Source organism: Pseudomonas sp. D47, from assembly GCF_045447305.1.
In the GTDB taxonomy this organism is placed as follows: Bacteria; Pseudomonadota; Gammaproteobacteria; order Pseudomonadales; family Pseudomonadaceae; genus Aquipseudomonas.
The window spans coordinates 1-19,705 of record NZ_JBJGXU010000049.1 but is presented as its reverse complement, the minus strand read 5'-3'; the positions used below and the strand labels follow the sequence as shown (position 1 = coordinate 19,705).

Genomic DNA, 19,705 nt, shown 5'->3' with positions numbered 1-19,705 from the left:
CCCGGGGCGCATCGCGCGCCTTGACACTCGGCTTGAAAGAACAACAACAAAAAAGAGAGCACCACTATGAAACCGCAACACTCATCGCGTTTATGGGTAGCGCCTGCGCTTGCCTGGATGTTGGGATTCACCTCCGTAGCACAGGCTGATCAGTTCATTGGTTTCGCCCAGCCGGGCGTTCCTGGGAAGTGGGCATTGGAAACGTTCCCGGTGTTCAACCGCACGCAAAATGGCGACGTGCGCGCGGGCAGTAATACGGTGCTGACGTACTTCTCCGAAACCGGCTTTACCGGCACGCAACGTGATCAGTTGCAAGTATGGGTGGGTGCCGACGCGGGTTACACCGGCGCCAACGGCACGCGCAGCAATGGTTCGTGGGGCGTCGCCTCGCCCAACCTCGGCCTGGCCTATTACTACAACGTGGTAGAGCCCACCAGCGCCTTTGGTGCCGATGATTTCACCACGTTCTGGGTCAACCCCACCCTGTCGCTGGAGTTTCCCAACGGCAACGATGAAGGCAGCGGCTATGGCGCGTTTGCCAACCGCTATGGTGCCAGCTTCAGCGTGGCCAACTACTTGCGCGTGGGGCGCTTCGCCGCCACGTTCACGCCGGTCGGCATCCATTACGCCGCGCGCAATCGTCACGCTTCCGACCTCGGCGACGGCGACCCTACTCGGCTTCAAGGCGGTGTCAGCCTGTGGTTTGCAAACATTGCCGCGGGGTACCTGGTAAGCGATGACTTGTGGCTCGGTGTGCATTACGCCTACCACATCAACAACCGTACGGCCTCGGACTTCAAAGAGTCGCGCCAGGGCAAGATCGGCCCGGCGATGACCTACACCGGTTTCAGCAAGCAGGGGCTCTACCTGTCGAGCAACTTCAACTTCGATTACTACAACAGCGACAACCTGCCCCGTTCCAATAGCTTGACCATGGCGATAGTGAAATTTTTCTAGTGCCACACACATCATCTATGAGGAATACCGTATGGACTTGACTACCAGCACGCCAGAGCCACATGACATGCCGGTCATTGTGCGCTGGCTGAACCCGATTGGCTGCCCAACCTTCGACGCCCCTATCGCCGAACTGCTGCACAGCATCAAACAACCCTCTACCGAAGTTGAGGTGGTGTCGTTTGACCTGACCCCAAGCCCTACGCACTTGGAATACCGCGCCTACGAGGCACTCACTTATGAGCGCACTGTACGCATCGCCCGCGATTGTGCGCAGTCGGGCGTGGACGCCTTGGTGCTGGGCTGTTTTTACGATCCGGCATTGGCCGATGCACGCGAAATTTCCGGTAAAACCCTGGTCGTCGGCCCCTGCCAGGCAAGCCTGCAGGTGGCCGCGCACCTGGCCAATCGTTTTTCGATCATTGTCGGGCGCACCAAGTGGATCGAGCAGATGCGCAGCCTGGTCCAGGGCTACGGTGCCGGCGACAGACTGGCGTCAATGCGCCCGCTGGGCATGGGCGTGGATGAGTTCCAGCTCGACCACGCGGTGACCCGCCGCAAGATCATCGAGCAAGCCCGGCGTGCCGTAGAAGACGATGGCGCCGAGGCCATCATCCTGGGCTGCACCATCGAGTTCGGCTTTTTTGAGGAGGTGCAACGCGAAATCGGCGTGCCGGTGATCGACCCCGTGGTGGCGGCATTCAAAGTCGCCGAAGCCATGGCGGGCATGAAGCGCAGGTTTGGCTGGCGCCCCAGCCGCGTGGGCAGTTGTGAGCCACCACCGGAAGCCGAAATCGAACGATTCGGTTTGTTCAAGGGCCCCGCTCCCATAGGCAATCGCGTCAAAGCCTGAGCATAAAAAGGATAACTGCCATGCGTGATACTCCCTCCACGCCCGACCCGCGCGGGTCACAACAGCACCGCAACGTGGGTGATGTGTTCAGAGACGTGCCCCTGACACGCAAGCACCTGCAGTGCTGCCTGGTACTGTTTCTGGTGTTTGCGATTGAAGCCTGGGAGATGATGATCATCGTCTACACCGCGCCGTTGATTGCGGCAGAATTTGCCCTGGATGCACTTGCCGTCGGCCACCTGATCGGCGCGATGTTCATCGGCATGCTGCTGGGTGCATTGCCCTGGGGCAAAGTGGCCGAACGCATCGGCCGCAAGCGCGCGATTATCTGGAGCCTTGGCACCTACGGGGTGATCTCCCTGGCCAGTGCGTTTGCGCCGGATTATTCCACCCTGTATGCCCTGCGATTGCTCAGCGGCGTGGCAGCCGTGGGCATGATGGTGGTGACCTTTGCGCATTTCCAGGAGCTGCTGCCGGTACGCCAGCGCGGTGCGTTAACGGTTTACCTCGCAGCAGGTTGGCCGATCGGTATGTTGCTGGCGTTGGGCGCCACCGTGTGGCTGCTGCCGCAAGGTTGGCGCGCCATTATCGTCTTGAGTTCGCTGGGCGGCTTGTGGGCAATTGCCGTCGCGCGCTGGGTACCAGAGTCGCCTTATTGGCTGGCGTCCGTGGGGCGTCAGGAAGACGCCAAAGCCACGATCTACACGTTGAGTCAGGGCACGGTGCTTATACCCAAAACGTGTGAACTGCAGGTTGATCGTACGACTTCCGGTCGCCAGCGCGATGTATTCAGTGCTGCGCTGCTCAAGGTCAGCCTGCTGCAAATCACCGTCAACTTCACGTTTTCGTGGGGTTACTGGGGCCTGCAAACGTGGCTGCCGACGTTGCTGCAACAGCGCGGCCTGAGCCTGCCGCAAAGCTACGGTTTTATCGCGCTGTCGGCGCTGTGCATGATCCCGGGCTACATGGCGGCGTCTTATTTGACCGGTCGTCTGGGGCGTAAAAAAGTCATCGTGAGTTTCATTAGCGCGTCGGTACTCGCCGGTTACGGTTTTGCCAACGCCCAGAGCCTGGAGATGCTCTACCTGAGCAACTTCGCCCTGGCGTTTTTCAGCCTTGGCGCCTGGGGCGTATGGGGCACGTGGGTCAGCGAGTTGTACCCGACGAGCCTGCGCACGTTGGGCTATGGCTGGGCCATTTTCGCCCAGCGCCTGGCAAATGTGGCGGCGCCGTCGCTGATCGGCGCGCTCATCGCCTATGGCTCCTCGTTCAACCTGACCGCCACCCTCATTAACGCGTTTTTGCTGGTCACGGTGGTGCTCGCCGCCTTCATCCCCGAAACGGAAGGCGAGGCATTGCGCTAAAGCCGGTGGTTTGAGCGTCGAGTCCGACCCACTCCAAGGCACGCTGCTGGCAGTCGCCGGCAGCAAACCCGGATTGAATACTGCCCCTAGACGGCTCCCGACATCAGTCGCAGCCCCCATCCCCTTGGAAACGGAGTTCCCATGGCTAACAGACCCTCGCCAAGCAGCCTGGTTTTCCCCATGCAGCGCGGGCCTTTTCAGAACAACGGCGCGACCCCGTGGTATTGCCCGCTCAAACTCGGCACGCCGGCGCAAACGCTGAAGTTCGCTATCGACACAGGTACCAATATCAACTGGGTTACGTCGACGCTCTGCCCGGATGATCAATGTGTGCATTTCGCGGGCGGGCGTTTTGACGTTCATGCCTCCAGCACCGCAAGCTTTAACGATTGTCTGCGCAGGCCTTACAGCTTTGGCCCTTGGGGCACGATGCAGGTCGAGTCCGCCTCAGACCTGTTGACCACGCCTGCTGGTGCTCAATTGGACACTCAGCTGTTTTTGGCCGCAGCCTATGAGGGTGAGCAATTCAAGCAACTGGACTGGGATGGCGGGCTAGGCCTGCCTTGCAGCAGTGCTTATGTGGAAGGCCGTCATTCATTTGTGCTCCAGACGTTGATGCGTGAAGGGCAACTCGACCCCGCCTACCCGTTTGTGACATTTGACTGGAACGCCGATGCGCACAACGGCACCTGCCGTATGGGCGCGGTTGACCCGCTGAAAACCAAAGGCGCATGCGTGTTTTTGCCTTGGTCCGTCTACACCGCGTTGCCTGGGGTGGAGTACATCTGGTCAGCCGAACTGACGTCTTATTCGGTAGGCTCAGAACAACTGGCGTCCAACCTCAAGTTCGCTATCGATTCCGGCTCTTCGCGGTTCAAGGGCGACGACAGGTTGATGCGCCAGACCCTGGCTCGCATGGCCTTGGGCGATCAACCCAACGTGGTACTGGGGTTCGCCGACGGTGAAATCACCCTGGGCGCCGATCTCTACAACTGCCTGATCGAAGAAGGCCCGCAAAAAAATCAGGTGCTGCCGCAGTTCGCGCCACTGGGTCTCACCGACCTGGTGCTGGTAGGGTCGGTGGTGATGGAGCATTGCTATACGGTGTATGAGTACCGAGTGGTGAAATGCTCTAACACTGTTTATTCGCTGGCCCCGGTGGGCGTCTGGCTGTTCAACCGGCCTGATGGCCCCAAGATCATTACGCAATCGTCTTCGACGCCTTTCATCCCTGGCAAACGAACGGTGCTTGATGGCAGGGCCGCCCCGCCGCGCAGTGCCGAAAAAACTGTCTCAGTCGCCGGGACCTGGCAGAACGACTATGGCTCGTTGATGACCCTGGAGGTCTCAGGCCAGCACGTCTTCGGCACGTACCAATCGTCAACCGGCTCAACGGGCCATTACGCAATCTCTGGCTCTTTACTGGGGCCTGGCGCGACACGGCTGAAAAACCAGCCGTTGGCATTGGCGATTGAGTGGCACGACCTTGGCAATGAAACGAGCGACCCCAGTTGGCAGTGGGCCTCAGGATTAAGCGGGCAGCTGAGTACGGGTGACAAAGGCGATGTGCTGGCCCTGTCGCACCTGCTGGTCGCGTCCAGTGAGTTCCCTGACTTGGCGAACCGAGGCAATTACATCGACAAGCTGGTTTATCGTCGAGTGGCACAGCCCTCCCTCGCCACTCCCTGTGCGCCGATCGAATCGATATCGATTGATAACGATTTAAGCGGGCGCTGGGTCGCCAGCGATGAAACGCTCCTGTCATTGACGGTTGAGGCTGACTCCCAGCATCGCTTTGGCATTGTCCAGGGGCGGTTAACCTCGGGCGGCGTCTTTGTCGAAGTGTCCGGTTTTACCGATATCAACGCCGTCTCCAGCAAGTTGGCGTTTCAGTCCGTGAGCTTGACCGTCACCAATACCCAGGCAGGCGAGGTTTCGACACTCTGTGGCACCTTGGATTTAGCCGGGCAAACATTAAATCTGCTGGTATTGGCAAGTTCGCCTGTGGCCCCCGCACAGGCCTACTTGGCCACCAAGCTTTCGTCGTTGCGTTTTATCCGTGCTACTTCACCCGTCTCTTTTCCTTCGACGGCCTATACCCGAAATACGCGCTATAGCACTTACTGAAATGGCTCGGTGACACAAACCCGCACGCCACCAGCACATCCACTTGCGACAGCTCGGTGTGCTGCAACAAGCGCCGCGCCTCGGTGACGCGCAGTTCCATGTAATAGCGTTGCGGTGTGGTGCCCAGTTGTTCCTTGAACAGCCGCTCCAACTGGCGCCGCGAGCGGCCGGCATAGACCGCTAGTTGGTCCAGCTCCAGCGGTTCTTCGAGGTTGGTGTCCATCAGTTTGACCACTTCACGCAGCGGCGCGCTGACGCAGACGTTCTCCGTGGGTTTGATGCGCCGGTAGCGCGACTCTTCGAACGACAGGATGTCTTCGATGCCTTCGACCAACGCCTTGCCATGCAGGGTTTTGATCCAGTCCAGGGCCATGTGAAAGGCGCCTGATGGGCTGGAGGCCGTCAGGCGGTCACGGTCGATCACGTAGGGTTCGCTGGTGACCTGGGCGGCCTTGGCGACTTCCGCCAGTGCGGGGCGATGTTCCGGGTGGATGGCGCAGCGGTAGCCCTGCAATAGGCCGGCGCGCCCAAGGAACCAGGCGCCATTCCATAGCCCGGCCAGCCCCACAGCCTGTTCGGCGGCGGTGCGCAGCAGTTGGATCAACTCATCGCAGGCTTTGAGTTCGGTGCGAAAGCCACCGCAGACCACCAATAAGTCCAGTTGCGCCAGCGCCGACAGTTCCAGCCGCGCATCGGGGCGGATCACCAGGCCCAGGTCGCTGATGACTTCGCCCTCGCAGCAACCGAAGGTACGTGTGGCAAACAATTCGGGGCGCAGCAGGTTGGCGGTGATGAGGGTGTCGAGGGTCTGGGTGAATGCGGGCAGGGAGAAGTGTTCGAGCAGCAAGAAGCCGACACGCGTGGTCGCTGCAGGCTGCTGGGGGGTTTCATTGAGGTAGCGCAGGTTTTTGCCTTTCATGCCACCGCTGAACTGGCGTCTTTCCATCGAGGGTCAGCCCACTTTTGTTGTAGATGCAATGGGCGTCATCTTAGAGGATTAGCGCGCAGAATCGACGAAAACGTGGCATCCAGTTATTCAGGATCTGCGCGGCCGCCAGCACAGGGTGCGCGCGGCCGATCAGCAGCTAGCGTGGCACAAAGCCGATATAGCGTGAATCTGCGCTGTTATCGCGGTTATCACCCAACATAAAGTAGCTGCCGGCCGGCACCAGCACCGGTGCCAAAATCGCGCAAGGCACGTGCTGCCGGGACGAAATTACTGCTGATCTTCATAAACGCGCCCGCCTCCCGAGCCCGCAGTTAAGCCGTCACGGCCCAATCTGATACGGTTTTTTCTTTGCTATCTGCGCCTGTATTGAAAACTGTTCGAGGCGGACAATAGGCCCATTCCCGGCAGGAAGATTCCTGCCGCCCTCTTCCTTTCGGAGGTCTTATGACCAAGATGGCACTTTTCCTGTTCGGCTTTTTGGTGCTGACCATTGGTATTGGCTTGCTGGCGACCATCTCGCCCGTTTAAGCCCGCACTGTTGGGCGGCTGTGCGCGGCGCTGTCAGTTGGCAAAGAGCATCGGGTACAGCGACAGCACCAACAACCCCGCCATCGACCCGTTGAACACCCGTATCCAGCGCGGCTCGCGCAACACGTTGCGCAGGCCGGTGCCGCAACCCACCCATACACACACGCTGGGCAGGTTGACCACCGCAAACACCAGGGCGATCACCAACACATTGGTCACATAACCTTCCGCTGGCGTGTAGGTGGTGATGGCCCCCAACGCCATGATCCACGCCTTGGGGTTGACCCACTGGAACGCCGCCGCGCCGAGGAAGGTCATGGGTTTGCCGTGCTCGTCACTGCTGTCGGACATGCCACCTGCGGTCGCGATCTTCCACGCCAGGTACAACAAATACGTCGCGCCCACATAGCGCAACACGGTGTAAGCCCACGGGAACAGCTTGAACACTTCGCCAAGGCCCAGGCCCACCGAAATCACCAGCAGCATGAACCCCATGCTGATCCCCAACGCATGGGGCATGGAGCGGCGAAACCCGAAGTTCACCCCCGACGCCAGCAACATGGTGTTGTTGGGGCCAGGCGTGATCGAGGACACAAAGGCGAACAGCACAAAGGCTGACAGCAGGCTGGTAGACATGAACATGGTACGGCATCCGAACGGCGGTAGTATGCCTGCGACAGTAGTGGTTTGCGCAGCCCATCGCCCCGTACAGCTAGGGACAGATCAAGGCATACACTTTGGCCTTGTCGAGCAATTTGCGACAGTGTGCGGTGGTTCTGGCGGTGGCCTCGACCATCGGCAGGTGCCCCACACCCTCAAGTATTTCCAGGCGCGCATGCGCGATACCCGCCAGCCAGGTTTGCGCGCTGGCGACCGGCCCCCTGCGACTCTCCATGTGGAATCGATGGCCGCTGTAAGCAAGCGTCGACTCGGAAATCGACTACCATGAGCCTGCATTTTATCGGCGGAGGCCGCCCATTCCTGTCCCCAGCAAAGGATCACACCATGAGTGCCCCCGTCATCCTGATCACCGGCGGAAGTCGCGGCGTAGGTGCAGCCACTGCGCGCCTGGCGGCTGAGCGCGGCTACGATGTAGCAATCAGCTTCGTGTCTGACGAAGCCGCAGCTCTCGCCGTGGCCAACGACGTGAAAGCCACCGGGCGTCGAGCGCTGGCGATACGCGCCGACAGCGCAGACCCGGAGCAAGTCGCCGCGTTATTCGCCGCGATCGACCGTGAGTTCGGGCGCCTCGATGTACTGGTCAACAACGCGGCCATACTGGGGCCGCAATCGCGCCTGGAAGACCTCGACTTTGCACGGATGCAACGTATTTTCGCCGTCAACGCCATCGGCCCGATGCTGTGCTCCCAGCACGCCATCAAGCGCATGTCCCACCGCCACAACGGGCGCGGTGGCGTGGTGATCAACCTGTCCTCAGGGGCGGCGCGGCTCGGCAGCCCACATGAATACATCGACTACGCCGCCTCAAAAGGCGCCCTGGAGTCCTTCACCATCGGCTTCGCCAAAGAAGTTGCCCGCGACGGCATCCGCGTCAACTGCGTCCGGCCGGGGCACATCTACACCGACATGCACGCCAGCGGCGGCGAGCCGGGCCGGGTCGATCGGGTCAAGGACTCCATCCCTATGGGCCGAGGCGGCCAACCCGAAGAAGTGGCACGGGCGGTATTGTGGCTGGCGAGCGATGAAGCGTCGTTTATTACCGGGACGTTCCTTGATGTGACTGGGGGCAAATGAGCGGCCTATGATCCACTTACGCCAAGCGACAAAAGCCGATATCGACAGCCTGCGTGAGGTCGGCTGTGAGACTTATCGCGAGCACTTTTCCGCCATCTGGTCGCCTGCCGGCATGCAGAGTTTTCTCGATCAAGACTTTTCAGCCAGCGCCCTGAGCCATTCGCTTGAAGCGACCGAGCGGCATGTGTGGCTTATAGCCGCTGACAGTGGCGGTAAACCGGTAGGGTTTGCCAAGGTTAACTGGTCAACCCCCACGCCTATTACCGGGGTGCTGGGGGCGGAGCTGCAAAAAATCTACCTGCTCAAATCAGCCACAGGTCACGGGTATGGGAAGCAGTTTCTGCAGTTCATTTGTGAGCAGGCGCAATCTCGTGGGGAAACGTTGCTTTGGCTGGATGTACTCAAGACCAACCTGAATGCCCGAGGCTTTTATGAGGCATTTGGGTTCAATCAAATCGGCGAGATCCCATTCAAAACCGACCTGGCTGAAATCGGCATGGTGGTGATGGGATTGGCGTTGAAGCAACGGCAGGCGGTGAAGTAGATGGAAGAGTTGATACAAGGCCTCGATGGGCCGAGGACTGCTCAGCAGGAATTGTTTTATGACCTTGAAGATGCGGCGGCGGTTATCGGCTGGTCGGTGGTTGAGCTGACGGCCATGGCGGCAGGCGCTAAAACGCCTGCGCAGGCAGTCGCGTTAATGAAGATTTGTGCGTTGCTGACGGCTCAGCAGGAGAAGATTGGTGGGTATGCGGGGGAAGTTAAGGAGCAACGTGTTATCAGGCATGAGGCCGAATGAAAACCCATCAGGTCGAACACGTATTCACGGTTAAATAAGGAGTTTACGGATGCCATTTTCAATGGAAGAAAGAACCGCTTTGCTCGCGCTCAAGGGAGTAGGCCCGACCGTCATTGCTCGGCTGGAGCAGATGGGTATCGAGTCGATGGAAGAACTTGGTAAAGCGCACGTGAGCGACATCCTCGCGCAAGCGTCTGCGGCATTGGGTTCGACGTGCTGGAAAAACAGCCCTCAGGCGCGAGCGGCAATTACGGCGGCGGTAGAACTTGCGAGGGCTCAGGGAGAAAACGTCTGAACTTGGGGCTAGGAGTGACCCACGCTCGCGGCGATAGAACGCGTGTATATCAAGTCTTCAAATACCTGATCATTGATTCGCACTGCATTCGGAACACGGCTTTCCAGCGAAAAACCACACTTCTCAAGCACGCGACATGACGCAATATTCCCGGCTGTTACCGTGGCCTGGAGTGCAGTGAGCCTCAAGCTTTCATCTGCATAGGCAATCACGCTGCTCAGTGATTCGACACCATATCCCTTGCCGTGCTGCTGCGACAAAAGAAGGTAGCCGACTTCGGCACCTGGCGCGTCAGCCCCATTGCGGGTCATCTTTAAGCCGGTGACACCTACAGGCTGGCCGCTATGTCGCTCGCAGATGACAAGGCACAACCAATGATCGGAATCTGGCGTCCACTCAGGAAGCCTGCATGCAAACTTCTCTCGTAGGCTATGTTCCGCAGGGTGGTCGCACACATACTCAATCACCTTCGGGTCAGTATGTAGCTGTAGAAAAAGCGCCCAGTCAGTTGAAGACAACTGCCGCATATGGAGTCGATCCGAAAAGAGCTCCAGCACCGGTTTTTCCTTCAATACAGTGGTTTTTCAAGACTGTAGCACTGAGGGCGAGATGCAAAAAAGCTCAATGCGCAGCCGGGCTGAGTATTTTTCGTGATCATTACGAACGTACAGGCTTTGCAGCGATGTACCCATTAACCGCCTTCACACAATTATTTTATGAAACCGTGCATCCACTTTGATGGTTGGCTCGTAGATTCAATACCCTCACTCGGAGGGCATAAGAGCCAAGGAGATACATCATGCACGCTTTTTACAAAAAACTTGCTGCAGCAGCCTGTTTCTCGATTCTCAGCGTCACTGCAACACTCAGCGTTGCCGCCGACACAGTGATGGTCGGAGGCGCAGCGATGTACCCAAGCAAAACCATCGTAGAGAATGCGGTCAATTCAAAGGACCACACCACACTCGTAGCAGCAGTCAAGGCTGCCGGGTTGGTTGATACGCTCAATAGCAAAGGGCCTTTCACCGTATTCGCGCCAACCAACGAAGCCTTTGCCAAGTTGCCGGCAGGTACCGTCGATACGCTGGTCAAGCCAGAACACAAAGCCGACCTGACTAAAATCCTGACCTACCACGTCGTGCCCGGCACTCACACATCGGCACAACTGATGGCCGACGCCAAGAAGAACGGCGGCACCGTTGTGCTGAAAACCGTGCAAGGTGAGTCGCTGAATATCAAACTGCACGACGGCAAGCTTTGGGTGGTGGATGCCAAGGGCGGTAAGGCAAGTATCAGCATCGCCGACGTGATGCAGTCCAACGGTGTGATCCACGTTGTAGACTCAGTCTTGATGCCTTAAACGCTCTGCAATCCCGGCAAACCCAGAGTTTGCCGGGTGTCAAACCTTGGTTGAGCACCACTAAACCTGGCTTTAATCCGGATAACACGGTAACTCTTGTGCCTGCGCTTCACGCTGAAACAGGCTGAACGGCTCCGGCCCGCCGGCTAACTGTCGTAGAAATACCACATCACAGACACCACGGTGGCGACCCATCCGAGGGTGAGCAGAAACGATAGACCTGCAAGGCGCTTATCCATGGTGACCGTTCCAAACGCTATGTTCGCACTACGAACGACACGACGAGCGTAGTTCATAAAATCAGCAACAAAACAGGCATGGCGCAGATCGTGGAGGGTTTTCGAGCGTCAGGACAGCCAGCACGGATCCCCACGCGGGCATGGGCGGCGCAATAAGTCTCAACAAGTGCAAGCGTGGGCCGATACCCTGTAAAGAAGCGCCCCGAGTCGGGGAAATTGAGAAATGTGGCAGTGGATTTAGGTTATGAAAGATATTTACTTACTGGTAGAGCATGGAAGAGATCAAGGTGAGGTCTACATTTTAGGTTGGTTTGAGGACAAAAAAAGCGCTACGGATGTTGCTGAAGCGAAGGAGTGGCAGGCTTATCGAGACGCCTTGAATGCCGAGCACTCTTGGTCTCTTCATAAGCCCGTCCCGCCTGACCAGACCAAGTATCGGCGCTTCTGGGTTCAGGAGGTTTCCAAATTTGATCCAGCGCCCACTCAACGTACCTCGGCCATTCACTAAGGCCTCGCCGTACGGAGGCGGCAGGCGAGGTGCACTTTAAGGGCGTTGAGTGCCTCGCTCAGCACTGCGCGCCTCAGGGGGTTCAGTGAATAAGTTCTTTGGCTTTTTCCAAGCACTCAGTTGCGCTGTCCAGTGCCTCAGCCGCCTTCAGGGAGTCCGTACTGCCATTCTGTGTGCGCTGCCCGGTGATGACAAAGAGCACGTCAACGCCGGCTTTTGCAACAGCAGCCAAGTAATCCGCGCGGGGGAACCTTATATCGTTCTCGTAACGCCCCTGAGCATTCACTTCGACACCCCCCCACTTCCCGATCTCAGCTTGGGAGATTCCAAGCCGAAGCCTCTCACTCTTCAGCCTTGCACCTATGCTCATGTTTTTACTCAGGTTAACTAGGTGAAGGTAAGAGTGAGGCCGCAGATTATTAGTTCCAGACGGCACAGCCAAACTGAACGTTGGCAACCCTGCTCTCGACTCAACGCTTTCACATACGCCTGCCAAGCCTGCAGTGCGGTTACTGCGTTATTGCCGTCGACGCTGAGTAAGCGTTCGGTGAAGTCACCTTGATTCAGGCTGTGAGTTCTAAAATCTCGACAGCGCGTCGTTTTAGAGCGCCTCAAACTTCGGCAGAGCGTACGAGTACGATAAATAAACGGCGTGGCATCGGACTATGAATCCCGCGCTCCACTTTTCAGTCTTAGTCATCAACACCCACTATCAGGCCAATGAGCTTCTCAGCAGGTAATTCCCTGGCGCAGGATCATTCAGCTACGCGCTTGTGCGTTAAAGTGCCTGCAAGGTTTTTCCGAGCCCATTGCTCGGCGGTGGTGACCTGAATCGACTGTTGCTCGTTGAAAGTGGCAGCTTTAGGCCACGCCACTCCTCTACCTTGTGCGAACACAGCGCGGTACTTTTTGATGTGATGAGTGGGGTCTTTCTCCAATTCCTGGATTAGGTACGGAACAGTCCATACGTTACGTTTGAATGGGCGTCCCAGAACCTGTTCAAGGATATTCGCAACCTGCCCATACGTCACAGTGTCGCCAGAAAGGTAGACAATTTGATTGCGCAAGCGAGGCTCAAAGAAAACGATTTCCGCTGTCAGCGTACCGATGTCGTCTGGTGTCGTGAGCGTCACGCTGTTCTCAAGACTGCCCAGGGCGTTCACTGTGTCGTTTTCGAAGTCCACTACCTCAAATACAGGCTCGAAAAGAAAGCTGGTGAACATACCCGTCGAGATGATTACCCATTCAGTTTTGTCTTGGGCACGAAGCAACTCGCGCACATCGAGTTGAGCATCGAATAGATCCTGGGGACTGCCCCGACCGATCACCTCAAAATCGACGCCAAACTGCCATGGGAAGTAGCGCTTCACGCCGGACTTGAGCGCGGCTGTAGCCAACTTCATCGGGGTTTCTCGACCCGCGACCATGCCTGCACAGCCTATTACGGTATCAAACCGTGCGAACACTTCAGCCAGCTGATCGATTGAGTCATTCACCAGGTCTGCGGCGACCATTTGGATGCCTAGACTGCGAAGCTCATCGATTTCTACCTTTTTCTCCGGCACCTGAGTGTTGATGGTCGAATCCCTGAGCAGGACGCTGATTTTGGAGCCGGGCGTACGCTTTGCCACCCGCGCAAGATTGCGTAAAACCGGAAGACCCAGTTCACCTGCGCCTAGAACAAGAATTGATTGGGGGGAAAGCTGGGTCACTTTGGTCATGATTTCTCCTGAGACCTATTGCCTGTAAGATGAGCGAATGCTTGCACGATTCGGCAGCGCTCGTAAGAAGGCACACGTGTGATACCAGGGGGAGAAATGACCGATCATGAAACTCTTAAGCAGGCAGAAACTATCTGCCAAACGCTAAGAGAAGATGATGATGGCGTCAGGCGCGAAGTCCTCGCTCACGCAGGTAGCCGCTGGTCATTGGGCATTCTGCATGCGTTAGGTGTCTACGGTAAGATGCGCCATGCCGAGATTAAAAGGCAGATGGCGGGTGTAACTCAGCGAATGTTGACGAAGACACTACGCGCCATGGAGCGCGATGGTCTACTGATTCGGCGGGAGTTCGGTGAAATTCCGCCCCGGGTCGAGTATGAGCTGACGCCGCTGGGCCTGGGACTGTTGATCCGTATGTCCCCTATCTGGACTTGGGTAGTCGAGAACGCCGAGGAATTCCGCAAAGCGCGTCGAATGTTCGACAGTCAAGATGGCAAAAAGCCGTCGTGGCAAATTCCCGTGTCGATTCCAGTAGATCCAGAAGCGCCTGAGTAATCTTCAGCGTTACAAGCAACGTCTCACGACTAGATCGCTAAGCGTCCGTCCAACTTACAGCGCGTAAGTCAGGCCTGCATCCATTGATGTGGGAGAAGTTGATCAATATCACTGGCGCGCTGCGTTGGCAGCGACTGGATCAGACTCATGATCGCCGCTGCCCGTTTGCCACTGCGAAGCGATCCGGTAAACAACTCCATCTCGGAGCCATGACGCCCCCCTGGCCAACGAAACTTGCCTTGGTTCAAGCGGCGAGCAGCCAGCCAGACGCCAAACCCGTCATGCACCAATACTTTCATGCGAGTGGCGCGGCGGTTGGCAAACAGATAAGTACAGTGCGGCCTCGCCGCACCGAACACCGCGACCACCCTGGCCAGCGAAGTTTCGGTGCCCGATCGCGCACAAGCGTTGGATCAGGAAGGTGTATTGGCCAGACGCTTACGACGCTGAAACTGACAATGCGCTAAGCCTGTAGGTGCGCAACCTTTTCCTTCATGTTGACTCGGTGCTGGGTCGTTTCAACGTAAGCGTCTGGCTAACACACCTTCGATGCTGTTGTGTAAGACGTAAATTTTCACGGCACAGGGCCGACCTTTCCGAACTCCTGCCTAAAAACAGTTTCCGGCCACCCCTGCGTTCAAATGCTACATTCACGCCTTTCCTGGCCGGCCGTCTTCATGCACATCAATCCTGATCACTTCTTACAGACGGAGAATGGCCGCATTATTAATGCTGAGCTAAATAGACTGGCTTGGCAGAGGGCTCACCTTGCCCTATCAGAGGCTCTGCTAGTGACTCCCAAACCTTCTCGTCTGTATGTGTTGATAGGCGCTCAGGGTGCAGGAAAAAGCACTTGGGCCAAATCGACGCGTTTAGTTGAGCCTGGCGCTGTAATCTTTGATGCCATCCTGGTTCAGCGCTGTGAGCGTGAATCGCTCATACAGGCTGCCAAGAAGCATGGGGTAGATGCAGTAGCTACTTGGTTCACTACTTCGCTGGAAGACTGTTTGGCACGTAATCAATTGCGCCCTGATGATGAGATGGTTCCTGAGAATGCCATTAGAAACGTTTTTAAAGCACTTCAGCCTCCACGCTTGAGCGAGGGTTTCACCGAAATTTTAGTTGTTGATGCACAGGCTAGCGCGAACGTTCATGCTTCTAAAGACTGAATCGACTTCCAGTTATGCGGCCACAGCTCGGCGATCTCGCTCGCCCGTTGCGTCAGCAGCCGCGCCAGTACCTCCTTCAAATACGCATACGGATCATGGCCAGTGAGCCGCGCAGGCCCAACCAAGCCACGTAGTGGGTAACTTAACAGTTCATAATTCGCTCTTTTTTTTCAGCTGCGTCATAGCTACGTCGGCAGTCTTGAATGGCGTCCATATTCTCGACTGTCCAGTCGAACAGAACCGAGAATGCCCCCTGCAACGAGCTACCCAGTGGTGTCAGGGCATACTCGACACCAAGCACTCGTCCATCCAGAACTCTACGCGTCAACATTCCGTTGCGCTCCAGTTTGCGTAGCGTCTGGGTCAGCACGCGTTGGGTGATGCCATCGAGACGACGCTTGATGGCATTGAAGCGACAGGGCTCGCACAATACAGCCAGAACCATCATCGACCATTTATCTGCTATCTGATCGAGTATCACGCGGCTTGGACAATCGGCGCGGTAGATCGGGTCAGTATCTTCCATTGGTATCCTCCAGTACACCTAGGATGCTTCAGGTGCGTAATTGACTCCAAGTATCCAATAAATACTATCAGATCATTAGCGCACCTAACCAAGGAGTACTCAGATGACAGATACAGACGTCGGCAAACTTCACATTTCCAACGCTAATGGCGTTACGACGATCACAATTAATAATCCGCCAGTGAACGTACTCGACGTATCTTTGATGGGCGAGATACAGCGCTTTCTCCTTCGCGCTCGTGATGACACAAACAGCCGCGTGCTGGTATTCCAGAGTGCGGACCCAGAGTTTTTCATAGCGCATGTCGATATGACATTAATCGACGAGCCGCACGCGTTTGACGATTTTGTTCATGAGTCTCCAGAGGCTCTCAACCCGTTCCAGGCATTCGGCGAGCTGCTGCGAGATCAGCCACAGGTAACAATTATCAAGCTCGCCGGATTGGCGCGCGGGGGAGGCGCAGAGTTCATCTCGGCAGCCGACATGGTATTTGCCGCAGAAGACCGAGCAGGACTTGCCCAATGCGAAGCGTTGATGGGCATCACCCCAGGGGGTGGAGCGACTCAATACCTTCCTAGTCGCATGACGCGCGGCCGAGCTCTTGAAGTGATACTTGGCGCCGATCTCATCGACGCAATAACGGCAGAACGTTATGGATGGATCAACAGAGCGATACCTGCGGACCAACTTGACGATTTCGTTGATCGGCTGGCGCGCAACATCGCCGCACTGCCCGAAGGGGTAATCGCCGCCGCAAAAAAAGCAGTGCCCAGAACAGACCTGCGGGAAGGCTTTCGCCGCGAGCACGATGCCTGGGCGGGACTCTTCGAACGTCCGGCGGCTGAAAAGCTCATCCGGGGAGGACTTAAGGCTGTCGCGCAGACTAAAGAAGGGGAGCGAAATCTGGAGAGCCTTCTCCGAGGACTGAATTGCCACCACCGGTAACGGAGGGCGGCGCCTTACTGGAGATAATCCATGGGCCACAACTGCGCACACCTTCGGCAGCTGCCGGGCAAAGATCCCTGCAAACCGATTTCGACTTTGACGATCACAGCGCCCGAGAGAAACGCTGACCAGCACTTGTGCCAGAGCAGTACTTGCGTGCATTCGATCAACGTTGAGCCAGCTTGGTGGAATAGACGTCCGGCCGAGAAATCCGATCAAGCGCTTCAGCCGCTGACGTGGCCCGCAGGTCTTAATAAGTCAGTTTGATAAAACATATCAAACACGGAACGGATGGCACACGCTTCTACAGAGTTGAAAACGCGTGTAAGAGCATCATAGGTACCCATGCGGAGCATGGCACATTCAACGCATCCGCGATGCGCACTTTATTGCAGCACTTAATACAAAACGGAACAACGCTTTTGAGTGTTTATTGAAAGCTGAACACCCAACTGAATAGATAAACCTCACTCAGTACAAAGACAGCCTTGGTTGGACACACAGAATAATGGGTTTCAAAAATCTTTAACACGTGTACAAGAGGTCAACTACAATTGAAAAGTAGCTAAAACCATCGAACCACCCAAGCGCTTAGCTAGCTAACTTAATTTTAGCTGCGATGGCTCCGCCTTAGGGCCCACACAACCTTACCTCGGGCATCTATGTGTTCAACAGAACCTTAAAAAAAGAGCTAATGGAATTAAAGGGTGAAGTCAAAAGGCAGCAAGCATTACAAGACGGTGTAAGTGCTGAAATGGTCACCATGACTGTCGATAGCAACCTGACGATTACCTGCATCAATAAAAATTTCGCGAAAGTAGTAGGTTACGAACAAACTAAATTAATTGGCGCCTCACTAGGCACCCTATCACCCTCGTATGTCAAAGATCTTTCTTGTTATAAAAATTTTATGCGTGCGATGTCTGAAGGGCGATCAGTCAGCGATGACTACAGATACATCACAGCCGACGGTCGAATGGTTTGGATACACGCAGCTTGGTGCCCAATCAAAGATGAAAGTGGTCGTACAACCCATATGGCTTGTTATGGAATAGATGCCACAGACTCTATAGACAAGTCACGTGAAAATAGCGAATTCATCCAAGCGCTGCTGAGATCTACCGCAGTGATAGAATTCGACACGTCGGGAAAGATTATCACCGCGAACGATAATTTCTTAAATGCAGTGGGTTATTCACTTGTACAATTAGTGGGGAAGCATCATAGCTTATTTTGTGAGCCCGCCTATACTTCTTCCTCAGAATACCAGCAGTTTTGGAAAACGCTGAATGACGGAAATTTCGTAGCAAACCGATTCAAAAGAATAGATAGTTCTGGCCGGGAAATTTGGCTTGAAGCTACCTACAACCCTGTTTATGACACCCGAGGAAAACTTTACAAGATTGTAAAGTTCGCCACCGTGGTCACCGATCAAGTTCAGCGCGAACAAGAGATTAGTTCTGCTGCTAGCACGGCCTACGACATTTCACAGCAAACTGATATTTCTGCAAATCGGGGAGCAGAAGTTGTTCAGGAAACGGTCGGCACGATGAACAAAATTGTCGACCAAATATCGTCTGCTTCGGAAGGCATTGAAGCCTTGGGTAAGCAGTCTTATCTGATCAGCTCGATGGTACAAACTATCGGTGGAATCGCTGCTCAAACTAATCTATTAGCACTGAACGCGGCAATCGAGGCGGCGCGCGCAGGCGAACAAGGTAGAGGGTTTGCGGTTGTCGCAGACGAAGTACGGCAACTTGCAGGAAGAACGAGTAATGCGACTGAGGAGATCGTTGCAGTCGTGCAAAAAAATCAGCTTCTAGTCGATGAAGCCGTAGCAAACATGGGTAGCAGTCGTTCCCAGGCGGAGCAAGGGCTGATGCTGGCTCAACAAGCAGGAAGCGTGATACTGGAAATTCAATCTGGCGCCCGAGAAGTTTTAGGTGCGGTTGAACGGTTTGCAAAACAACTGTGAACCCGTTGTATCAATGCATCAAACTTGCGGCTTTACCCGACAAGAGGACGCGCTGGCCCTGTGAAATATGGCGGTTTCTGGCTGACCGCCTCTGCGCCAACACGGCGTCAGGATAGGCATAGCCTGCGTTCTCGTGGTGGATGATCGCCGTGACGAAACCATCCATTATAGCTGGCGGTGACAAATCCACGTCAGCACCACACCGGATGTCGGAAAGGCGAATGGCTAAGGGGCGAATAGTGCGCCGAGCTGAGTGCGCTGAATTAACGGATTGAGCTGATCCAGATGCGCGAATTGGCCCAGCATTTGATTGCTGGGCCAGAAGGGTGAGTTAAAGCAATACAGTGGAAAGCATGCCCAAAGCGCCCAAGACGAACCCAATGAGTGCGCCTCGCCCTGGTGCTTCATGAAACAGAGACCAGACCACAATGGGCTCCAGAAGCAACAAAGAGGTAACCGAGACCACGGTGACGATCCAGATATCACCGACGGCAACGTATCCAAGCCAATAAGCACCCAGCAGACAAAGCCCTGCAAAACACATAAGTGCAACAGGAAGTACGAACCCTTCCCACGAGCCACTCCCTGTGTGGGCAAGCTTGGCGGTTACTACCTCACTGTAAATCGCACAAAACTCACCGACCACCATTAACCCTAGAGCAGAAACTCCGAGTAGTTCTTTGGACATATCAAAAACTCCTTCGTATTCAACGCACTATTTTTCAGCTCCCAGTTAGCGACACCGCCGCTCAGGAGCTTGTTGCAGTGATACGAAGTAGCCTTGAAAAGGCCTGAATTACCGAAGTGCTTTTCCATGCTCATGTCCTTCAAAGGGTGTAAGTCTTAGCGCCCGAAACGGTGCTTGTTCTGATCATACGTTCCGTGAACCAGTCTGAACAACCTACGTCACGACAGCCTATCGATAACGGCCCGAGCGCCTGGCCCTCCCCGGCATCAGTCATATCGCAGTGTGATCTGAAACATAGGCCGAAAGGTTCCCCGGGCAGCCGGTATGCCGGATTAAGTCAGGGCAGACACACTCCGATGCGGACGAAATCGCGGCCTACAATCAACCTGAC

At 55.9% G+C, this 19,705-nt stretch carries 23 protein-coding genes and 4 pseudogenes; 16 read left to right on the top strand and 11 right to left on the bottom strand.

Annotation, left to right across the window (positions count from 1 at the left end):
• Positions 1-66: 66 nt before the first annotated feature.
• The 4 genes from ACI77I_RS24315 (at position 67) to ACI77I_RS24300 (ending at position 5,301) form a co-directional block, all read left to right on the top strand.
• Complete coding sequence (locus ACI77I_RS24315; RefSeq protein WP_406998664.1) at positions 67-957, top strand: hypothetical protein; 891 nt, start codon at positions 67-69, stop codon at positions 955-957.
• 31 nt (positions 958-988) lie between these two features.
• On the top strand, positions 989-1,810 hold the full coding sequence (locus tag ACI77I_RS24310; RefSeq protein WP_406998662.1) for an aspartate/glutamate racemase family protein: 822 nt from the start codon (positions 989-991) through the stop codon (positions 1,808-1,810).
• Between the two features lie 20 nt (positions 1,811-1,830).
• Positions 1,831-3,174: an MFS transporter gene (locus ACI77I_RS24305; RefSeq protein ID WP_406998660.1), complete on the top strand. Its 1,344-nt coding sequence runs from the start codon at positions 1,831-1,833 to the stop codon at positions 3,172-3,174.
• Between the two features lie 141 nt (positions 3,175-3,315).
• Positions 3,316-5,301, top strand: a complete 1,986-nt coding sequence (locus ACI77I_RS24300; RefSeq protein ID WP_406998658.1) for an avidin/streptavidin family protein — start codon at positions 3,316-3,318, stop codon at positions 5,299-5,301.
• On the opposite strand, the gene ACI77I_RS24295 is transcribed toward ACI77I_RS24300, so the two are convergent.
• From ACI77I_RS24295 to ACI77I_RS24280, 4 genes and pseudogenes are all read right to left on the bottom strand, one after another.
• Positions 5,237-6,220, bottom strand: a complete 984-nt coding sequence (locus tag ACI77I_RS24295) for a GlxA family transcriptional regulator (protein ID WP_406998694.1) — start codon at positions 6,218-6,220, stop codon at positions 5,237-5,239. The genes ACI77I_RS24300 and ACI77I_RS24295 overlap by 65 nt on opposite strands.
• 169 nt (positions 6,221-6,389) lie before the next feature.
• Positions 6,390-6,485, bottom strand: a pseudogene (gene lepB, locus ACI77I_RS24290) (signal peptidase I); the annotation flags it as partial.
• 326 nt (positions 6,486-6,811) lie between these two features.
• Complete coding sequence (locus tag ACI77I_RS24285; RefSeq protein ID WP_242149698.1) at positions 6,812-7,420, bottom strand: LysE family translocator; 609 nt, start codon at positions 7,418-7,420, stop codon at positions 6,812-6,814.
• 70 nt (positions 7,421-7,490) lie between these two features.
• Positions 7,491-7,673 (bottom strand): alpha/beta fold hydrolase, encoded by a 183-nt coding sequence (locus ACI77I_RS24280; RefSeq protein WP_406998656.1) that lies wholly within the window; start codon positions 7,671-7,673, stop codon positions 7,491-7,493.
• Between the two features lie 110 nt (positions 7,674-7,783).
• Between ACI77I_RS24280 and ACI77I_RS24275 the strand changes: the two genes are divergently transcribed.
• The 4 genes from ACI77I_RS24275 to ACI77I_RS24260 are packed head-to-tail and all read left to right on the top strand — an operon-like array spanning position 7,784 to position 9,627.
• The gene (locus ACI77I_RS24275) at positions 7,784-8,533 is read left to right on the top strand and encodes an SDR family oxidoreductase (protein WP_242149700.1); all 750 of its coding nucleotides are present in this window, start codon (positions 7,784-7,786) and stop codon (positions 8,531-8,533) included.
• A gap of 7 nt (positions 8,534-8,540) precedes the next feature.
• Complete coding sequence (locus ACI77I_RS24270) at positions 8,541-9,077, top strand: N-acetyltransferase family protein (protein ID WP_406998654.1); 537 nt, start codon at positions 8,541-8,543, stop codon at positions 9,075-9,077.
• Positions 9,078-9,332, top strand: coding sequence for a hypothetical protein (locus tag ACI77I_RS24265; RefSeq protein WP_242149705.1), 255 nt, complete (start codon positions 9,078-9,080; stop codon positions 9,330-9,332). It abuts the gene before it with no gap.
• A 49-nt stretch (positions 9,333-9,381) separates the two neighbouring features.
• Complete coding sequence (locus ACI77I_RS24260; protein ID WP_242149708.1) at positions 9,382-9,627, top strand: helix-hairpin-helix domain-containing protein; 246 nt, start codon at positions 9,382-9,384, stop codon at positions 9,625-9,627.
• Positions 9,628-9,635: 8 nt separating this feature from the next.
• Here the strand turns inward: ACI77I_RS24260 and ACI77I_RS24255 are convergent, their stop codons facing one another.
• On the bottom strand, positions 9,636-10,154 hold the full coding sequence (locus tag ACI77I_RS24255) for a GNAT family N-acetyltransferase (RefSeq protein WP_263275112.1): 519 nt from the start codon (positions 10,152-10,154) through the stop codon (positions 9,636-9,638).
• On the opposite strand from ACI77I_RS24255, the gene ACI77I_RS24250 reads away from it, so the two are divergent.
• From ACI77I_RS24250 to ACI77I_RS24240, 3 genes are all read left to right on the top strand, one after another.
• Complete coding sequence (locus ACI77I_RS24250; protein ID WP_406998696.1) at positions 10,037-10,366, top strand: hypothetical protein; 330 nt, start codon at positions 10,037-10,039, stop codon at positions 10,364-10,366. The two genes, ACI77I_RS24255 and ACI77I_RS24250, sit on opposite strands and share 118 nt — an antisense overlap.
• Positions 10,367-10,426: 60 nt before the next feature.
• On the top strand, positions 10,427-10,987 hold the full coding sequence (locus tag ACI77I_RS24245) for a fasciclin domain-containing protein (RefSeq protein WP_242149711.1): 561 nt from the start codon (positions 10,427-10,429) through the stop codon (positions 10,985-10,987).
• 483 nt (positions 10,988-11,470) lie between these two features.
• On the top strand, positions 11,471-11,734 hold the full coding sequence (locus ACI77I_RS24240) for a hypothetical protein (RefSeq protein WP_242149713.1): 264 nt from the start codon (positions 11,471-11,473) through the stop codon (positions 11,732-11,734).
• A gap of 82 nt (positions 11,735-11,816) precedes the next feature.
• Here ACI77I_RS24240 and ACI77I_RS24235 read toward each other — a convergent pair whose 3' ends face one another.
• Together ACI77I_RS24235 and ACI77I_RS24230 are read right to left on the bottom strand one after the other, a co-directional pair.
• Entirely contained in the window at positions 11,817-12,104 is a 288-nt protein-coding gene (locus ACI77I_RS24235) for a helix-turn-helix domain-containing protein (protein ID WP_242149716.1), read from the bottom strand.
• Between the two features lie 385 nt (positions 12,105-12,489).
• Positions 12,490-13,455: an aromatic alcohol reductase gene (locus tag ACI77I_RS24230; RefSeq protein WP_406998652.1), complete on the bottom strand. Its 966-nt coding sequence runs from the start codon at positions 13,453-13,455 to the stop codon at positions 12,490-12,492.
• Positions 13,456-13,551: 96 nt separating this feature from the next.
• Here ACI77I_RS24230 and ACI77I_RS24225 point away from each other — a divergent pair, with 96 nt between their 5' ends.
• Complete coding sequence (locus ACI77I_RS24225) at positions 13,552-14,010, top strand: helix-turn-helix domain-containing protein (RefSeq protein WP_263273090.1); 459 nt, start codon at positions 13,552-13,554, stop codon at positions 14,008-14,010.
• A 68-nt stretch (positions 14,011-14,078) separates the two neighbouring features.
• Here ACI77I_RS24225 and tnpB read toward each other — a convergent pair.
• A pseudogene (tnpB, locus tag ACI77I_RS24220) lies at positions 14,079-14,396 on the bottom strand (IS66 family insertion sequence element accessory protein TnpB); the annotation flags it as partial.
• Between the two features lie 291 nt (positions 14,397-14,687).
• Between tnpB and ACI77I_RS24215 the strand changes: the two are divergent.
• Positions 14,688-15,179 (top strand): AAA family ATPase, encoded by a 492-nt coding sequence (locus tag ACI77I_RS24215; RefSeq protein WP_406998650.1) that lies wholly within the window; start codon positions 14,688-14,690, stop codon positions 15,177-15,179.
• Here ACI77I_RS24215 and ACI77I_RS24210 read toward each other — a convergent pair.
• Together ACI77I_RS24210 and ACI77I_RS24205 are read right to left on the bottom strand one after the other, a co-directional pair.
• Positions 15,161-15,298, bottom strand: a pseudogene (locus tag ACI77I_RS24210) (transposase domain-containing protein); the annotation flags it as partial. The gene ACI77I_RS24215 and the pseudogene ACI77I_RS24210 sit on opposite strands and share 19 nt — an antisense overlap.
• 23 nt (positions 15,299-15,321) lie before the next feature.
• Positions 15,322-15,705, bottom strand: a complete 384-nt coding sequence (locus ACI77I_RS24205) for a helix-turn-helix domain-containing protein (RefSeq protein ID WP_242149727.1) — start codon at positions 15,703-15,705, stop codon at positions 15,322-15,324.
• Positions 15,706-15,808: 103 nt separating this feature from the next.
• On the opposite strand from ACI77I_RS24205, the gene ACI77I_RS24200 reads away from it, so the two are divergent.
• The 3 genes and pseudogenes from ACI77I_RS24200 (at position 15,809) to ACI77I_RS24190 (ending at position 18,626) form a co-directional block, all read left to right on the top strand.
• Complete coding sequence (locus ACI77I_RS24200) at positions 15,809-16,651, top strand: enoyl-CoA hydratase/isomerase family protein (protein WP_406998648.1); 843 nt, start codon at positions 15,809-15,811, stop codon at positions 16,649-16,651.
• Positions 16,652-17,345: 694 nt separating this feature from the next.
• Positions 17,346-18,092: pseudogene (locus ACI77I_RS24195) on the top strand (PAS domain-containing protein); the annotation flags it as partial.
• Positions 18,072-18,626, top strand: a complete 555-nt coding sequence (locus ACI77I_RS24190; RefSeq protein ID WP_406991109.1) for a methyl-accepting chemotaxis protein — start codon at positions 18,072-18,074, stop codon at positions 18,624-18,626. The pseudogene ACI77I_RS24195 and the gene ACI77I_RS24190, both read left to right, overlap by 21 nt.
• Before the next feature lie 331 nt (positions 18,627-18,957).
• On the opposite strand, the gene ACI77I_RS24185 is transcribed toward ACI77I_RS24190, so the two are convergent.
• On the bottom strand, positions 18,958-19,275 hold the full coding sequence (locus tag ACI77I_RS24185) for a hypothetical protein (protein WP_242156065.1): 318 nt from the start codon (positions 19,273-19,275) through the stop codon (positions 18,958-18,960).
• Between the last annotated feature and the right edge of the window lie 430 nt (positions 19,276-19,705).

What these genes read in the sequence shown, in the direction of transcription:
- ACI77I_RS24185 (WP_242156065.1), bottom strand. Translation starts at nt 19,275, where the DNA reads ATGGTGGTCGGTGAGTTTTGTGCGATTTACAGTGAGGTAGTAACCGCC.
- ACI77I_RS24280 (WP_406998656.1), bottom strand. Translation starts at nt 7,673, where the DNA reads ATGGAGAGTCGCAGGGGGCCGGTCGCCAGCGCGCAAACCTGGCTGGCG.
- ACI77I_RS24310 (WP_406998662.1), top strand. Translation starts at nt 989, where the DNA reads ATGGACTTGACTACCAGCACGCCAGAGCCACATGACATGCCGGTCATT.
- ACI77I_RS24230 (WP_406998652.1), bottom strand. Translation starts at nt 13,455, where the DNA reads ATGACCAAAGTGACCCAGCTTTCCCCCCAATCAATTCTTGTTCTAGGC.
- ACI77I_RS24265 (WP_242149705.1), top strand. Translation starts at nt 9,078, where the DNA reads ATGGAAGAGTTGATACAAGGCCTCGATGGGCCGAGGACTGCTCAGCAG.
- ACI77I_RS24275 (WP_242149700.1), top strand. Translation starts at nt 7,784, where the DNA reads ATGAGTGCCCCCGTCATCCTGATCACCGGCGGAAGTCGCGGCGTAGGT.
- ACI77I_RS24235 (WP_242149716.1), bottom strand. Translation starts at nt 12,104, where the DNA reads ATGAGCATAGGTGCAAGGCTGAAGAGTGAGAGGCTTCGGCTTGGAATC.
- ACI77I_RS24245 (WP_242149711.1), top strand. Translation starts at nt 10,427, where the DNA reads ATGCACGCTTTTTACAAAAAACTTGCTGCAGCAGCCTGTTTCTCGATT.
- ACI77I_RS24200 (WP_406998648.1), top strand. Translation starts at nt 15,809, where the DNA reads ATGACAGATACAGACGTCGGCAAACTTCACATTTCCAACGCTAATGGC.
- ACI77I_RS24285 (WP_242149698.1), bottom strand. Translation starts at nt 7,420, where the DNA reads ATGTTCATGTCTACCAGCCTGCTGTCAGCCTTTGTGCTGTTCGCCTTT.
- ACI77I_RS24260 (WP_242149708.1), top strand. Translation starts at nt 9,382, where the DNA reads ATGCCATTTTCAATGGAAGAAAGAACCGCTTTGCTCGCGCTCAAGGGA.
- ACI77I_RS24305 (WP_406998660.1), top strand. Translation starts at nt 1,831, where the DNA reads ATGCGTGATACTCCCTCCACGCCCGACCCGCGCGGGTCACAACAGCAC.
- ACI77I_RS24300 (WP_406998658.1), top strand. Translation starts at nt 3,316, where the DNA reads ATGGCTAACAGACCCTCGCCAAGCAGCCTGGTTTTCCCCATGCAGCGC.
- ACI77I_RS24215 (WP_406998650.1), top strand. Translation starts at nt 14,688, where the DNA reads ATGCACATCAATCCTGATCACTTCTTACAGACGGAGAATGGCCGCATT.
- ACI77I_RS24225 (WP_263273090.1), top strand. Translation starts at nt 13,552, where the DNA reads ATGACCGATCATGAAACTCTTAAGCAGGCAGAAACTATCTGCCAAACG.
- ACI77I_RS24250 (WP_406998696.1), top strand. Translation starts at nt 10,037, where the DNA reads ATGCAAACTTCTCTCGTAGGCTATGTTCCGCAGGGTGGTCGCACACAT.
- ACI77I_RS24270 (WP_406998654.1), top strand. Translation starts at nt 8,541, where the DNA reads ATGATCCACTTACGCCAAGCGACAAAAGCCGATATCGACAGCCTGCGT.
- ACI77I_RS24315 (WP_406998664.1), top strand. Translation starts at nt 67, where the DNA reads ATGAAACCGCAACACTCATCGCGTTTATGGGTAGCGCCTGCGCTTGCC.
- ACI77I_RS24295 (WP_406998694.1), bottom strand. Translation starts at nt 6,220, where the DNA reads ATGAAAGGCAAAAACCTGCGCTACCTCAATGAAACCCCCCAGCAGCCT.
- ACI77I_RS24205 (WP_242149727.1), bottom strand. Translation starts at nt 15,705, where the DNA reads ATGGAAGATACTGACCCGATCTACCGCGCCGATTGTCCAAGCCGCGTG.
- ACI77I_RS24255 (WP_263275112.1), bottom strand. Translation starts at nt 10,154, where the DNA reads ATGCGGCAGTTGTCTTCAACTGACTGGGCGCTTTTTCTACAGCTACAT.
- ACI77I_RS24240 (WP_242149713.1), top strand. Translation starts at nt 11,471, where the DNA reads ATGAAAGATATTTACTTACTGGTAGAGCATGGAAGAGATCAAGGTGAG.